The organism is Trichloromonas sp. (assembly GCF_041583255.1).
GTDB lineage: Bacteria > Desulfobacterota > Desulfuromonadia > Desulfuromonadales > Trichloromonadaceae > Trichloromonas.
Genome location: NZ_JBFHGD010000007.1, coordinates 23,023 through 36,757, shown reverse-complemented (window position 1 = coordinate 36,757; position 13,735 = coordinate 23,023). Strand labels below are relative to the sequence as shown.

At 58.9% G+C, this 13,735-nt stretch carries 16 protein-coding genes; 1 reads left to right on the top strand and 15 read right to left on the bottom strand.

Annotated features, from left to right (window positions below; all coding sequences use genetic code 11):
• On the top strand, positions 1-418 hold a 418-nt coding region (locus ABYV89_RS01310; protein WP_432821112.1), incomplete at its 5' end, for an aminotransferase class V-fold PLP-dependent enzyme.
• Positions 419-482: 64 nt separating this feature from the next.
• Here ABYV89_RS01310 and ahcY read toward each other — a convergent pair.
• From ahcY to ABYV89_RS01235, 15 genes are all read right to left on the bottom strand, one after another.
• Positions 483-1,943, bottom strand: a complete 1,461-nt coding sequence (gene ahcY / locus ABYV89_RS01305; protein WP_432821111.1) for an adenosylhomocysteinase — start codon at positions 1,941-1,943, stop codon at positions 483-485.
• Between the two features lie 8 nt (positions 1,944-1,951).
• Entirely contained in the window at positions 1,952-2,905 is a 954-nt protein-coding gene (locus ABYV89_RS01300; protein ID WP_432821110.1) for an ArsR/SmtB family transcription factor, read from the bottom strand.
• A gap of 128 nt (positions 2,906-3,033) precedes the next feature.
• The gene (locus tag ABYV89_RS01295) at positions 3,034-3,765 is read right to left on the bottom strand and encodes a hypothetical protein (RefSeq protein ID WP_432821109.1); all 732 of its coding nucleotides are present in this window, start codon (positions 3,763-3,765) and stop codon (positions 3,034-3,036) included.
• A 68-nt stretch (positions 3,766-3,833) separates the two neighbouring features.
• Positions 3,834-4,208, bottom strand: a complete 375-nt coding sequence (locus tag ABYV89_RS01290) for a PaaI family thioesterase (RefSeq protein WP_432821108.1) — start codon at positions 4,206-4,208, stop codon at positions 3,834-3,836.
• A 1-nt stretch (position 4,209) separates the two neighbouring features.
• Entirely contained in the window at positions 4,210-5,337 is a 1,128-nt protein-coding gene (locus ABYV89_RS01285) for a TIGR04283 family arsenosugar biosynthesis glycosyltransferase (protein ID WP_432821107.1), read from the bottom strand.
• 109 nt (positions 5,338-5,446) lie between these two features.
• On the bottom strand, positions 5,447-6,616 hold the full coding sequence (gene metK, locus ABYV89_RS01280; RefSeq protein WP_432821106.1) for a methionine adenosyltransferase: 1,170 nt from the start codon (positions 6,614-6,616) through the stop codon (positions 5,447-5,449).
• Between the two features lie 83 nt (positions 6,617-6,699).
• Positions 6,700-8,481 carry a phosphoenolpyruvate--protein phosphotransferase gene (ptsP, locus tag ABYV89_RS01275; RefSeq protein ID WP_432821105.1) on the bottom strand — a complete coding sequence of 594 codons (1,782 nt, stop codon included), beginning with the start codon at positions 8,479-8,481 and terminating at the stop codon, positions 6,700-6,702.
• On the bottom strand, positions 8,462-8,728 hold the full coding sequence (locus tag ABYV89_RS01270; RefSeq protein WP_432821104.1) for an HPr family phosphocarrier protein: 267 nt from the start codon (positions 8,726-8,728) through the stop codon (positions 8,462-8,464). Before ABYV89_RS01270 ends, ptsP begins: the two co-directional genes overlap by 20 nt.
• Before the next feature lie 201 nt (positions 8,729-8,929).
• On the bottom strand, positions 8,930-9,685 hold the full coding sequence (locus ABYV89_RS01265) for a PTS system mannose/fructose/sorbose family transporter subunit IID (RefSeq protein WP_432821103.1): 756 nt from the start codon (positions 9,683-9,685) through the stop codon (positions 8,930-8,932).
• Entirely contained in the window at positions 9,682-10,377 is a 696-nt protein-coding gene (locus tag ABYV89_RS01260; RefSeq protein WP_432821102.1) for a PTS sugar transporter subunit IIC, read from the bottom strand. Before ABYV89_RS01260 ends, ABYV89_RS01265 begins: the two co-directional genes overlap by 4 nt.
• Position 10,378: 1 nt before the next feature.
• Positions 10,379-10,867: a PTS system mannose/fructose/N-acetylgalactosamine-transporter subunit IIB gene (locus ABYV89_RS01255; RefSeq protein ID WP_432821101.1), complete on the bottom strand. Its 489-nt coding sequence runs from the start codon at positions 10,865-10,867 to the stop codon at positions 10,379-10,381.
• 28 nt (positions 10,868-10,895) lie between these two features.
• The gene (locus tag ABYV89_RS01250; protein ID WP_432821100.1) at positions 10,896-11,297 is read right to left on the bottom strand and encodes a PTS sugar transporter subunit IIA; all 402 of its coding nucleotides are present in this window, start codon (positions 11,295-11,297) and stop codon (positions 10,896-10,898) included.
• Between the two features lie 3 nt (positions 11,298-11,300).
• On the bottom strand, positions 11,301-12,170 hold the full coding sequence (gene rapZ / locus ABYV89_RS01245; RefSeq protein ID WP_432821099.1) for an RNase adapter RapZ: 870 nt from the start codon (positions 12,168-12,170) through the stop codon (positions 11,301-11,303).
• Positions 12,163-13,137, bottom strand: coding sequence for an HPr(Ser) kinase/phosphatase (gene hprK / locus ABYV89_RS01240; protein WP_432821098.1), 975 nt, complete (start codon positions 13,135-13,137; stop codon positions 12,163-12,165). The genes rapZ and hprK overlap by 8 nt, the downstream gene beginning before the upstream one ends.
• 62 nt (positions 13,138-13,199) lie before the next feature.
• Positions 13,200-13,661: a PTS sugar transporter subunit IIA gene (locus ABYV89_RS01235; RefSeq protein ID WP_432821097.1), complete on the bottom strand. Its 462-nt coding sequence runs from the start codon at positions 13,659-13,661 to the stop codon at positions 13,200-13,202.
• Between the last annotated feature and the right edge of the window lie 74 nt (positions 13,662-13,735).

Sequence of the window (13,735 nt, the reverse complement as noted above, 5' to 3'; positions counted from 1 at the left end):
CGCCCTGCGGGATCGCCTGCAAAGCGAGCTGGAAGAACGGATCCCGGCCCTGGAGGTCAACGGCAAGGGAGCCGAACGACTCCCCAACACCCTGAACCTGGCGGTCCATGGTATCGAGGGGGAAGCGATGCTGTATGAACTGAGCCGCGCCGGCATCTGCGCCTCAAGCGGTTCAGCCTGCACTTCCGGCACCCTCGACCCGTCCCACGTGCTGCAGGCGATGCAGGTTCCGCTCACCGCCATTCACGGATCACTGCGCATCAGCCTGAGCCGCTACAGCAGCGAAGAGGATGTGGAGCAAATCATCGCGGTGCTGCCGAAGATTGTCGCCAGCCTGCGCAAGATTTCCCCCTATTGGGACGACGCGCAAAACTGCCTGTCGATCGAGAACCCGTACAGACCGGGCGGACCGGAATAAAGTCCATTCAACAAAAAAAGCCCCCGGCAGAACCGGGGGCTTTTTGGTGAGCAGACAGCTTGAATCAATAGCGATAATGATCGGGCTTGTACGGCCCGTCGACCGGCACGCCGATATAATCGGACTGCTGCTTCGTCAGCGTGGTCAGCCTGGCGCCAAGCTTGCCGAGGTGCAGCCGGGCCACCTTCTCGTCAAGATGCTTGGGGAGGACATAGACCTCATTTTCGTACTGGCCGCTGTTGCCGAACAGTTCAATCTGGGCAATAACCTGGTTACTGAAGCTGTTCGACATGACGAAGGACGGGTGCCCGGTGGCGCAGCCGAGGTTAAGCAATCTCCCTTCGGCGAGCACCAGGATGGCGTGACCGTCAGGGAAGACCCACTGGTCGAGCTGGTTGCCGTGCTCCTGGGGGTTTTTGACGTTGATTTTCCGGATCCCCGGAACCTTGGCAAGTCCGGCCATGTCAATCTCGTTGTCAAAATGACCGATATTGCCGACGATGGCGTTATGCTTCATCTGCGCCATGTGGGTTGCCGTGATGATGTGATAGTTGCCGGTGGTGGTCACGAAGATGTCGGCATCGGCAACGACATCCTCGAGGGTCTTCACTTCGTAGCCTTCCATCAGCGCCTGCAGGGCGCAGATCGGGTCGATTTCGGTAACGATGACCCGCGCCCCCTGCCCGCGCAGCGACTGGCAGCAGCCCTTGCCGACGTCTCCGTAACCACAGATCACCGCCACCTTGCCCGAAAGCATGACATCGGTTGCCCGCATGATGCCGTCGACCAGACTGTGACGGCAGCCATAAACATTGTCGAACTTGCTCTTGGTAACCGAATCGTTGACGTTCATGGCCGGGAACGGAAGCTTACCTTCCTTCTGCAGCTGGTAAAGACGATGAACCCCGGTGGTGGTCTCCTCGGTGACCCCCCTGACGGTGTTGCGGATCTCGGTCCAGTCGTTGCGCTTCTCGGCGATCGACGACTGCAGGCACTTGACCAGCTCGACCCAGTCCTCGGGATCCTCTTCGGTGAGCGCCGGTACGCCGTCCTGCTCGAACCTGGCGCCATCAAGGACCATCATGGTGGCGTCGCCGCCATCGTCGAGGATCATGTTCGGCCCTTCGCCGCCGGGCCAGGAAAGGGCCTGCTCGGTGCACCACCAGTACTCGGCCAGGGTCTCCCCCTTCCAGGCGAAAACAGGAATGCCTTGAGGGGCAGAGGGGGTGCCGGCCGGGCCGACCGCAACCGCCGCGGCGGCCTGATCCTGGGTGGAGAAGATGTTGCAGCTGGCCCAGCGCACCTCGGCGCCGAGCTCGACCAGGGTCTCGATCAGCACCGCGGTCTGGATGGTCATGTGCAGCGAGCCGGTAATGCGCGCCCCCTTGAGAGGCTGCCTGCCGCGGTACTCCTCCCGCAGTGCCATCAATCCCGGCATTTCGACTTCGGCCAGTTCAATCTCCTTGCGTCCCAGCTTGGCGAGCGCGAGGTCCTTGACTTTAAAATCCTTCATTTGCGTCTTCATGGTCACCATCACTCCTTGTTGGTCTGATAAGTCGTCTGTAAATCGTCCATGCGTTCAGCCGCCAGGATGAACACATCCTGCTGGCCTGCCATTCCGGAAACCGGCACGAACCGGCCACAGGAAAACCCCGCGCCGGTCAGCCAGCCTTCAAGTTCTTTCCGTTCAAAACCGAGCCACTGGTCAGCCAGCTTCTCACGGACCCAGTCCTGGTCGTGCCGCTGAAGATCAGCGATCACCAGCCGCCCGCCGGGGCCAAGGATGCGGCGCGCTTCCTGAAACACCCGATCCGGCTGCGCCGCATGGTGCAGGACCATGTTCAGCAGCAGGCAATCGACTTCGCTGTCGCCCACCGGCAGATGCGACATCTCGCCGAGGCGGAATTCTACTCCGGACAGGCATTCCTGGCTGACCCGGGAACGGGCCTGATCAAGCATGGCCGGCGAATGGTCAACACCGACCACCTGCGGCGCCTTGCAGCTCAGGGCCGCCAGGGCATTGCCGGTTCCCACCCCGACTTCGACGATCGTCCGGCAGGCGGGGATTTCGTTGAGCAACGCGTCCAGGTAGGAGGGAAACGACAACAGGTTACGGGTGAAATCATCCCATTGCCTGGCGTGGCGGTCAAAAAATTCGAGACTGCGGCGGCGCCTGGATTCGAGGATTTCCGTCACCCGCTCCTGATCCCGCTTTCGCAATGCCTGGCAATCCAGGGATCGCTCCATGGCCGGCCAGATTTCAAGAAAAAACCCGTTATCGCCTTTAAGCCGGTAATACGCCCAGGTTCCCTGCCTCTTCACCGAAAGAATGCCGGCATCAAAGAGAATTTTCAGGTGCCGAGAGATCCGCGACTGCCCCATGGCCAGCACAGCGGTCAATTCCTGCACGGTAAACTCCCCATTGGACAGAACACCCACCAGGCGCAAGCGGGTGACATCGGAAAGGGCTTTGAAAGTATCGAGCATACGAATCAACTTTGCCAAGTTAAATATATCAACTTTTATTGATTTAACATCATGTGCCCCCCGGGTCAAGACAAAAAAAAGGGCGGATCGTGCAGATCCGCCCTTTTCAGCCTGAAATAGAATTCACACTAATTCAACAGGAAAACCGCGGTATGCAGAACGCCGGTATCGGCTTCCCTCAGTTGAACTCGCAATTCCTTGGCCGAAGTCGCCTCGGCCGGGAAGAACAGGAATCCCCGCCCCAGGGTTCCGGCGGCGATCGTTTTGTTATCCATTTGCTTGTTGGCCAGGTCCCGGGAAATCTGGCGACCGGCTTCTCCGGAAGACCCCGACTGTGCCCCGCCAATGACGGCGCCGCCGGCGGCGCCGCGAGCAGCCCCCTTGGCTACCGCGTTCCCGACATTTTCTCCGCTGACAATCCCGATGGCCGCCCCGATGATCGCCCCGCCGGCAGCACCGAGCAGCGATCCCTTGCCAGCGCCGCGGGCAATCTCACCATACTCGGAACTCTTCTCCAGGCGCTGATAGGTCGTCCGGTTATCCAGTACGTTCCAGTAACTGCCGCCGGCGTCAATCAGAAAAGTCTGTCCTGGCACGATATCCAGCCCATGAATTCCGGTATTATCGACGATGACCTGAACCGGCAACAGCCCGGCACCCCGGATGTCAAAACCAAAAACGTCCCTGGCCACTGATTTATCCGCATAGGCCTCAGCCGCCACCTGGGCCCCGGCGACCATCTGCATCCCCTGATAAGCTGAAGGCGGCTTGAATGATACTTCCTGGCTCTTGTAGGTGGAGCATGAAACGGCAGTAAAGGCCAACAGCAGCAACGCCAGCAAAAAAGTCTTATGCCTCATCATAAACCTCCCCATCTTAGTTAGATTGCACGCCTATTATAGCACAGAAGGCCCGTGGCGAACAGCGATCAGGCCAATACGACCAGCGTTGCCGTACCGTGTACCATTAACCGGTTGCAACTGTCATGGATGGTCACCGACAGACTCACCGTGCGACGGCCGAGATGAAGGATTTGCGAGCGGGCCAGCAGCCGATCCCCAACCTGGCCACCCCGGATATAATTGAGGTTCAGATTGGAGGTGGCTACTTTCAATCCGGACGGCAGCAGGGACGCCGGAAAAAAACAGACGGTATCGGCCAGGGTCGCCAGCAGACCGCCGTGAGCACCCCCCAGGTAATTAAGGTGGCGTGCGTCGACGACGACCGCCATGACAGCGTGGCACTCTCCGCTCTCGACCAAGCGTATGCCGAGAGTATTGAGCAGGGGAATCCCAGCGGCCATATCAATCGCGATCTGCGACATGCTCTCCCTCTTCTTTGCGAAAAAACTGCAGCCGCTGCAGCAGTTCCAGCCCCCCCCAGGTGACATGAAACCAGGCCCAGACAGCCCCTGCCGCCAGGCAACGGCCGCCGGGGTGATTACTGAAACGATCATACCAGCGTTCGTAGCGGTCGAGCACGGGGGTCTCTTCTCCGCGCCAGGAATGATTGCGCCGCCACCCCAGCAAGAAGTCGACGGCGAGCAAGAGCTGCCAGCCATTGTCCCGTACGTAAGCTCCGGAGCGATACCAGGTACACGCACGTTCCTGCCATGACATATCCTGCAGCAGGCGCTTCAGCCGCCGAAAAAACGGCAGCAGCTCCAGCCTGCCGGCTTCCCCCTGCCGACGGTAGAGGTCCGGGGCCTGGTGCAAAAAACTGGTCCAGCCGATGGCCGCGGCGTTCATGATCAGGGCGTTGAGAATCTGCCGGGACAGCAACCCTTCTTTTTCGAAACGCCTGGCGGAAGTCAGGATTTCGGCCGGCAGCAGAACCCACTCGCCGCAACCAGATACGGCATCGGCAAAACGCTCGTCTTCCAGAAAGGGAAGCGAGGTAGCGAACGGACCGAGCCGCTCGAAGAAAGAGCGGCGGACCAGGAACCCCTGGTCGCCGTGGATGCAGCCGCGCCGGTTGAGCCGCGCCTTGCTTTCATAAAACGCATAACCCGCCGAAGATCCGGCTCGGGAACGGAGGAAGCAGAGGGAAAAATGACCGGCCACCGCATCGTCTCCCCGGCTGTCGATCATATGGTCGAAAAAAAAGAGGCCGTCGGCCAGGGCGTGGGGGTCGGCAAAACTGGAATCGGCGTGCAGAAAGAGCAGCGACGCTCCCCTGGCCCTGACCGCGCCGGCATTAAGCTGCCGGCCGCGTCCCGCCGCCGACTCAATCAGCGTCACCGGAAAGCCCGCATCAGCGGCAAAGGCTTTGGCCAGATTCCGGGTTGTGTCCTGCGAACCCCCGTCAACCAGGATCAATTCAAAATCAACGCCACGCTGCTTATCCAGAGAGGCCAGCAGCGCCGGCAAGGTTGCTGACTCGTTATAAGTGGGAACGATGATCGAAAGTTCCGGAATCGCCCGACGGTTCATGGCAAGCTCCTGGCCTGATGTGGAAATGCCGGTTCATGGTAACTGAATCGGGCTAAATAAAAAAGGCGAACCGCCTGGTTCGCCTTTTTTATCAAAGCTATCACTGACCTCAGATACCGGCCCGCTTGCGCAGGGACTCGATGCGATCGGTGCGCTCCCAGGTGAACTCAGGGAGTTCTCGCCCGAAGTGGCCGTAGGCCGCGGTTTTCTTGTAAATGGGGCGCAGCAGGTCGAGGGTTTCAATGATGGCGCGGGGGCGCATATCGAATTCCTCGCGGGTGATGCGGGCAATCTCATTGGAGGGGATCTTGCCTGTACCGAAGGTGTTGATCATGACCGAGACCGGCTCGGCCACTCCGATCGCGTAAGCGACCTGGACTTCGCACTTGTCGGCCAGACCTGCCGCCACGATATTTTTGGCCACGTAACGGGCCATGTAGGAAGCGCTGCGGTCGACCTTGGAGGGATCTTTTCCGGAGAAGGCACCGCCGCCATGGGAGCCCTGACCGCCGTAGGTGTCGACGATGATCTTGCGGCCGGTCAGGCCGCAGTCCCCCATCGGACCACCGACCACGAAACGGCCGGTCGGGTTGATAAAATACTTGGTCCGCTCATCAAGCAGGTTCTCCGGAATGACTTTCTTGATCACCTCTTCGAGGATCGCCTCCTTGAGGGTTTCGTAGGTCACCTCGGGAGCGTGCTGGGACGATACGACGACGGCATCGACCCGGATCGGCTTGTCGTTGATGTACTGGATCGAAACCTGGGACTTCCCGTCCGGACGCAGAAAGGACAACAAGCCGCTTTTGCGAACCTCGGTGAGGCGCTTGGTCAGCTTGTGGGCAAAGGTGATCGGCATCGGCATCAGTTCGCGGGTTTCGTTGCAGGCGTACCCGAACATCAGCCCCTGGTCGCCGGCGCCCTGCTCCTTGTAGAGGCCTTCACCTTCGGTTACCCCCTGGGCGATGTCGGGCGACTGCCGGTCAATCGAGGTGAGTACGGCGCAGGTTTCCCAGTCGAACCCCATGGCCGAATCGTTGTAACCGATTTCCTTGATCGCCTGGCGCACGACCTCGGGATAGTCGATGCGGGCGTTGGTGGTGATTTCACCGGCAATCACCGCCATCCCAGTGGTCACCATGGTTTCACAAGCGACGCGGGACCGGGGATCCTGCTCGAGGATGGCGTCGAGAATACTGTCGGAAACCTGGTCGGCGACCTTATCGGGATGTCCTTCGGTTACAGACTCGGAAGTGAACAAAAAGTCGGTCATACCCATGGAGATCATTCCCCCTTTGAATTTTTTCTGGTTAACAAAACACGAAATTATATGGAACCACAAGTTGGCCTGTCAAGAACAAATCATATCAGGGGCCTGAACAGCTCAGGAAACCTGCGATTCATTTCGTCATCAAGGTGACGGTTGAGTTCGGAAGCCGTCGCCAGGTTCGACAGTTCGGCGACCAATCGTTCGCCTTCATCCCTGCGCACCATGCGCAGGATTTCTTTGACACGCGGGATACTCGGCGGGTTCATCGACAGTTCGTCAAAGCCGAGCCCGAGCAATACCAACGTGTACAACGGATCGGAGGCCATCTCCCCGCACATGCCCACGCTGATTCGCGCCTGCCGGGCAGCGCGACAGATCGCCTGAAGAGCGCGCAGAATCGCCGGATGCAACGGTTCGTACAGGTAGGCCACATTCTCGTTGCCCCGGTCCACGGCCAGGCAGTACTGAATCAGGTCATTGGTTCCGACGGAAAAGAAATCGACCTCTTTGGCCAGCAGGTCGGCAATTAATGCCGCTGAGGGAATTTCGATCATGATTCCGACCGGCACATCCGGATCAAAGGCAATCCCTTCAGCAGCCAGCTCGGCCTTGACTTCAGCCACCAGCTCCTTGCAGGCGCGAATTTCCGCGACCCCGGAAATCATCGGGAACATCAGTCGTACCCGGCCAAACGCCGAAGATCGTAGGATGGCGCGCAGCTGCAACTTGAACAACCGCCGCTCCTTGAGGGAAAAACGCACGGCACGCAGCCCCATCGCCGGATTGAGTTCGTCGGCAACATTGATTTCGGGGGCGAACTTGTCGCCGCCGAGATCAAGCGAACGGATGGTAACCGGCTGCGGGGCCATGGCTTCAACCACCGAGCGGTAGGCGACGACCTGTTCATTTTCGCTGGGCGGGACGGTGCGGTTCAGATACAAAAATTCCGAACGGAACAGACCGACTCCCTCGGCCCCGTAACGCAGGGCCACCGGGATTTCGTTCGCCAGTTCGACATTGCCACTCAGGCGAATCCGGCTGCCGTCCAGAGTTTCGGCGGAGAGAGAACTCAGGCTGAGCAGCTCCACCTCCCGGCTTTCGAACGCCCGCTGCTTTTCCTCGTACTCGCGACAGGTTTCGGCCGAAGGGTTGAGGACCAGGCAGCCGAGCGTACCGTCGACAATCACCGGGGTTCCGCTCGGCACCCTGGCGGTGACGGTCTCAAGGCCGATGACCGCAGGAATTCCGAGCGACCGGGCCAGAATGGCCGTATGCGAGGTTCGGCCGCCGAGATCGGTGACGAAACCGATAATTCGGTCCCTGTCCATCTGCATGGTGTCCGCGGGCGACAGGTCATGGGCGACGACGATCACCTTGCGGTCGATCCCGGCAATGGACTGCTGAGACTGCCCTTTCAGATTACGCAGCAGCCGTTCACCGACTGAATCGATATCCGACCGCCGCTCACGCAGGTACTCATCCTCGATCGAATCGAAAACCTCCTGAAACTTCTTAAGGGTTCGCTTCAGCGCCCCTTCGGCATTAAGGAATTCGCCATGAATCAGGGAAGTGGTGCCGTCAAGAAGCATCTGGTCTTCGAGAATCAGCAGGTGCGTATCGATGATGTAAAGGTGCTCTGCCAGTTCGCGATCGTTAACGGCGGCGCGGACCTCCTCCAGTTGTGAACGGGACAGCTGCACCGACTCCATGAAGGCCTGCACCTGCTCCGGCACCTCGTCGACCGAAATACGACGCTCGACAGCCGACATCCGCTCACGGTCGACGGAGTAGGTCTGCCCGATGGCGATCCCCGGCGAAGCGGCGATGCCGACCAGCAGGGTGTCCTGCGGTATGTCAATCTTCTCCGAAACCATTTTCGATCAACTGGGCAATGGCCGCAAAGGCCTGTTCCATATCTGGACCGGCGACATTCACTTCGATTTGCGACCCCTTCGGCGCCGCCAGCATCAGAATGCCCATGATGCTTTTGCCGTTAACCTCGACCCCGTCTTTTGCCACGGTCACATCGGCATGAAACCGATTAGCCGTCTGCACCAGCTGGGCCGCGGCCCGGGCATGCAGTCCGAGCCGATTCACTATGGTAAATTGCTGTTTTTTCATCCTCTATCCTTGATGCATTCGCAAAAAGTCTTGCGATGGCTAAGCAAAAATTTCGACCTACAAGGCCTGGTGTTTTTTCGGGGGCGAAGGCCTACATCAGGTAGGTCGAGGTCCTGAAAAAACACCGTAACGCCGTAGGGCAAACTTTTTGCGACGCAATCATCCTTATGCTGCAAAAAACGCTGAAAACATAACCGATGGTCAGCGGGCCAGTAGTAGCAGAATCCCCGAAAAAATCAAAATGAGAATCAGGTTGGAAACCCCCTTGCGGCCGAGCCAGCCCAGCAAAACCACCACCGGAATGGCCGTAAATCCCCATCCAGACCAGACTTTTTCACCCTGCAGACATTTAAAAACCAGAGATGCGCATAATCCCCCGAGAAAAATCACGGTGCCTTCCTTGCACCGAATGGCCAGGTCGGGCAGCCGAAACCGTTGAATGACCTGGGTCAGCCGGACCCCCTGCGTGTAGCCACCGACGAGTCCGCCGATGCGAAACGCCAGATGCGGCACGTTGAACAAGACGAGAAAAACCACCGGCGCCCACAAGGCCCCCTGCAAGGCGATATAAAGCGCAACGCAGGCGGCAAGGGGGCGGATGCCGCCCCAGAAGAACGCATCTCCCATGGCGGCATAGGGCGCCATAATCATGGCCTTGAATTCGTCGACATCGATCGAACCAGCGGCTTCGTTCCGACTGCGCTTTTCTTCAAGCGCCAGGGTCGTCCCCAAAATCGGCGAGGCCAGAAACGGGTGGGTATTGAAGTATGTCAGGTGCCGCTGGCAGGCCAGCACAAGGTCCTCGTCCCGGTAGAAGACCCGCAGAGCCGGAGCCAGTACATAAAGCACCCCCAGGCTCTGCATCCGTTCGAAATTCCAACTCGCCTGCAGCAGGAACGAGCGCAGCAAGACACGCATCAGGATCCATGGCGGCAGCTTGCCTGAACTGAGTTTCATTGGTGCCACAACAACAGAAAAACGGCTACGAATGAGGCGCTGAACAAGACGACCGATCGGCTGACATTGATCGTTCCGATGATCATGGCCGCCCCGACCAGGGGAAATGCCAGCTGAATCCAGGGCGACGCTTCGGTCAGCAAAGGCATCAGGAATGGCGCCAGCTGCCATACGGCAACGGTTCCGGCCGACATGATCACCAGGTAAGTTGCCAGCGAGGCTGCCGCAAACAGGACCACTCCCAGCAGGTGGCAGCGTTCGACAGACGCCAAACGCCCGCCCAGCAGGGCCGCATCGGCCCTCTCCAGCAGCCACCCGTTAGCCTTCCGGGCCAGGCGGTCAAACCCCTGCCCGGCCTTGCCCAGCGGCATCGACACGAGCAGGCAGAGCAGGATCATGGGCAACCCGGAGAACCCGGTCCAACTCCCCATGATGATCGCCAGGGCGGTTCCGGCGACGGCGATCTGGGTGTCATCCGGCGGGATAGCCGCACCGACGGGAAGACGTCCCAGCCACATCAGTTCAATCAGAATTCCTACCTGCAGCCCGCTCCAGGGGTCGCCGAGAACGAAACCGGTCACCGGGGCCGCCACGATCGGCCGCGACACCATGAACTGCATCGCCGCAGTTCGGTCAAGCCCGGCCAGGATGGCTATCCCTGCGGCAAAGAGGTAGTCGGCGACAAAGGGCATCTCAGGCCCCCAGGATCTGAATTAGTTTTTTCCAGTCCTGTTCTCGATCAGAGGGGATGCACTGCGACACGACGCGCACGCCATCCGCCTCAAGCAAGCGGAGATTGTCGACGTCATCCGGGTCGAGGGCAATGGTGCAGGCGACCCGCTGCTTGCCCTGCCCCCCATGCATGTTGCCCAGATTTAGCTTGCCACAGCCGACGCCGCGTCGGTGGATCGCCAGAGCATCCTGCGAACTCGCCAGCAACAACAGCACCTTGCGATCAATCAACTCTCCGGTCGAACATAATTCGGCCACCCCTTCGAGCGTGTCAATGATAACCCGTATCCCTCTGGGGACAGCGGCCTCCATGAGCAGTTTCTGAAATGCATTGCCAGCCGCCTGATCATTGGCCACCACAATGCAGTCCGCATTGACATGGGGGACCCAGGATTCGAGCACCTGTCCATGGATCAAGCGGTTGTCGATACGAGCAAGCACAATACTCATGGCAACTCACACACACTCTACAAGAAAGCTATTTTTTCAGGAACTCGCTCGGCAGGGAAATACTCTGTTCACCGTAGGCTTTAATCATGCCGGACAAATCCCCCAGGGAAAGGTCTTCCTGGCTATTGAAAAACTTGAGGACCATGGGAAGGTTAACACCGGTGATGACTTCAATCCGCTCCGTTTCAAGAAACGACAGGCTGATATTGGACGGAGTTCCCCCGAACATATCGGTCATGATCACAACCCCCTCGCCATCTCCCCCTACCTCGCTGATGGCCGTCTCGATCCGTTCCCGGATGCTCTCAACGCTGTCCCCCATACAGATGGACACGGCACGGGCACTTGCTGTCGGGCCGATGATCATTTCTGCGGCATTGAGCAGTTCTTCACCCAGGCGGGCGTGGGTTGCGATTACCAGTCCGGTCATGTCTCACCCCTTGGCGATATCACGATGAACCAACTCAAGCGTAACGCCCGTGGAAGAAAACCACGACCGCAGTGCTTCGACAATGGCCACGCTGCGATGTTGACCGCCGGTGCAGCCGATAGATACGGTCAGGTAGCTTTTACCTTCTCTTTGATACTGAGGGAGCAAAAAAGCGAACAAGTCTTTGAATCGGGACAGAAATTCGTGGGTTTCCTGCTGGCGCAGCACATAATCGCTGACACTGCTGTCGACTCCGGTCAACGGCTGCAGTTCGGGAATGAAATGCGGATTCGGCAGGAACCTCACATCCATCACCAGATCGGATTCGGCCGGGAGTCCGTAGCGGAAGCCAAAAGATTGCAGCAGAACGACCAGGGGCAGAACGTTCTCGTCGCCCCGGATAAGCCGGACAATTTTAGAGCGAAGCTGGTGGGGCGTCAGCCGGGAGGAATCAACGATCGCCGTGGCCTGACCGCGCAGACCGGAGAGCAACTGGCGTTCCTGGCGGATCCCTTCGGCCACCCCCCCCTGCAGGCCAAGGGGATGCCGGCGGCGGGTTTCCGAATAACGTCGGGTCAGCGCTTCGTCGGAAGCATCGAGAAAAAAGATTTCGAGCACATGCCCGGCCTGCCGCAACGCCTCGAGGGTAGTCTCAAACCCGGCGAGAAAATCGCGGTTGCGCACGTCGATAACGACCGCAACCTCCGAGGTGAAACGCACCCCCTGCTCGGCCAGGTCGAGAAACTTGGGCAGCAGGGCCAGCGGCAGGTTGTCGACGACGAAAAAGCCCTCGTCCTCAAGGGCACGGGCTGCAGAACTCTTACCCGACCCCGAGAGCCCGGTGATGATGATGACGCGCTTGCGGCTATTCAAGATTATCCCCGATGATGGAATGGGCATGCAGCCAGGCCGTTTCGGCCATCCGTTTCTCCAGGCGATCCTGGAATTCCATGGCACTGTGGTAACCCATTTCCTTGAGCAGTTGGTTGCGGGCCGCAACTTCGACGATGGTGGTGATATTGCGACCTGGGCGAACCGGGATCTTCAGTAGTGGAATTTCCAGCCCGAGAATGCTGTAGGTCTGTTCCTCGAGGCCGAGGCGATCGTATTCGCCGCCTTCCTGCCATTCGACCAACTCGATCGCAACATCGATCTTTTTTCGTTCCCGTATGGCAGCCACCCCGAACAGGTGCTTGATGTTGATGATGCCGAGTCCGCGTATTTCCATATGGTAATGCAGCAGATCGCTCCCCTCGCCAAACAGCACGGCAGGGAGCTTCATGCGGATTTTCACAACATCGTCGGCAACCAGGCGGTGTCCCTTGAGAACCAGGTCGAGAGCACATTCACTCTTGTCCACCCCGCTCTTGCCGAGCAGCAGCACTCCGACGCCAAGAACATCGACCAGAACGCCGTGCACGGTCGTCGACGGCAGCAGCCGTTCTTCGAGGAACTGGGTGACAAGAGAAATAAACTTGGAACTCTGATGGCGGGACAACAGCAGGGGGATCGAATACTTTTCCGCCTTGTCGAGCAGCAACTGGGGCGGGGTCTGACCCTTGGTAATGATGAGGCAGGAGACATCCAGTTCGCAGAGCCGACGCAGGTTGAGTTCGGCCACGTCCGGATCGAGCTGATTCAGGTAACTCAACTCGGTCGACCCCAGAACCTGAATCCGATCAGGGTGCAGGTTGGTGGTGTAACCGGCCAGGGCCAGCCCGGGTTTCTGGATGCGCGGAACCTGCACCCGTTTGCCCAGACCGCGTTCGCCGGCCAGCAGCTCGAGATCGAGCCCGGCCTCCTTCTCCCCCAACAGCTCTTGGATACTCAGTCCAGACATGCCTTCCTGATTCACCGTAGTTCGAATGAAAGAAACTGGCCCCGCGGAGCCGCTCTGGTCGATTATAACTTGTCTTCTTCTTCGACGATGATGCGGTAGATATCCTCACTGTCGCCGGCATCAATGAGACGTCGCCTTACAGCGGGATTTTTCAGCAGCTTGGATATTCTCGCCAGGGTCTTCAGATGAATTCCAACCGACTCCTCCGGCGCCACCAGCAGAAAAAAGAGATGAGCCGGCTTGCCATCCATCGAGTCAAAATCCACCCCGCCCCGGCTGCGACCGAAGGAGAGCAGCAGTTGATCGATATTCCTGAGTTTCCCGTGGGGAATGGCCACCCCTTCGCCGATGCCGGTACTGCCGAGGAGCTCACGCTCCTGCAATACCTTGATGACTTCATCCCGTTCCAGGCTGCTGGTCACCCTGACGATGGCGTCGGTCAACTCGGTTAGCACATCATTTTTACCCGTCGACTTAAGGTCCGCAGCAATTGCCGACGGATTTAGAAGGTCTGCTATCTTCATAACCTGTATGCTTTGTATTTTCGGGGAAACTAAAAAACCCGACAGCGGGGGGGCGTCCCCCCGCTGTCGGGTTG

What these genes read in the sequence shown, in the direction of transcription:
- ABYV89_RS01260 (WP_432821102.1), bottom strand. Translation starts at nt 10,377, where the DNA reads ATGCCCTTTGTCGCCGACTACCTCTTTGCCGCAGGGATAGCCATCCTG.
- ptsP (WP_432821105.1), bottom strand. Translation starts at nt 8,481, where the DNA reads ATGGTTTCGGAGAAGATTGACATACCGCAGGACACCCTGCTGGTCGGC.
- ABYV89_RS01250 (WP_432821100.1), bottom strand. Translation starts at nt 11,297, where the DNA reads ATGACCGGACTGGTAATCGCAACCCACGCCCGCCTGGGTGAAGAACTG.
- ABYV89_RS01270 (WP_432821104.1), bottom strand. Translation starts at nt 8,728, where the DNA reads ATGAAAAAACAGCAATTTACCATAGTGAATCGGCTCGGACTGCATGCC.
- ABYV89_RS01290 (WP_432821108.1), bottom strand. Translation starts at nt 4,208, where the DNA reads ATGGCCGCTGGGATTCCCCTGCTCAATACTCTCGGCATACGCTTGGTC.
- ahcY (WP_432821111.1), bottom strand. Translation starts at nt 1,943, where the DNA reads ATGAAGACGCAAATGAAGGATTTTAAAGTCAAGGACCTCGCGCTCGCC.
- hprK (WP_432821098.1), bottom strand. Translation starts at nt 13,137, where the DNA reads ATGTCTGGACTGAGTATCCAAGAGCTGTTGGGGGAGAAGGAGGCCGGG.
- ABYV89_RS01285 (WP_432821107.1), bottom strand. Translation starts at nt 5,337, where the DNA reads ATGAACCGTCGGGCGATTCCGGAACTTTCGATCATCGTTCCCACTTAT.
- ABYV89_RS01265 (WP_432821103.1), bottom strand. Translation starts at nt 9,685, where the DNA reads ATGAAACTCAGTTCAGGCAAGCTGCCGCCATGGATCCTGATGCGTGTC.
- ABYV89_RS01300 (WP_432821110.1), bottom strand. Translation starts at nt 2,905, where the DNA reads ATGCTCGATACTTTCAAAGCCCTTTCCGATGTCACCCGCTTGCGCCTG.
- ABYV89_RS01295 (WP_432821109.1), bottom strand. Translation starts at nt 3,765, where the DNA reads ATGAGGCATAAGACTTTTTTGCTGGCGTTGCTGCTGTTGGCCTTTACT.
- ABYV89_RS01255 (WP_432821101.1), bottom strand. Translation starts at nt 10,867, where the DNA reads ATGAGTATTGTGCTTGCTCGTATCGACAACCGCTTGATCCATGGACAG.
- ABYV89_RS01235 (WP_432821097.1), bottom strand. Translation starts at nt 13,661, where the DNA reads ATGAAGATAGCAGACCTTCTAAATCCGTCGGCAATTGCTGCGGACCTT.
- metK (WP_432821106.1), bottom strand. Translation starts at nt 6,616, where the DNA reads ATGGGTATGACCGACTTTTTGTTCACTTCCGAGTCTGTAACCGAAGGA.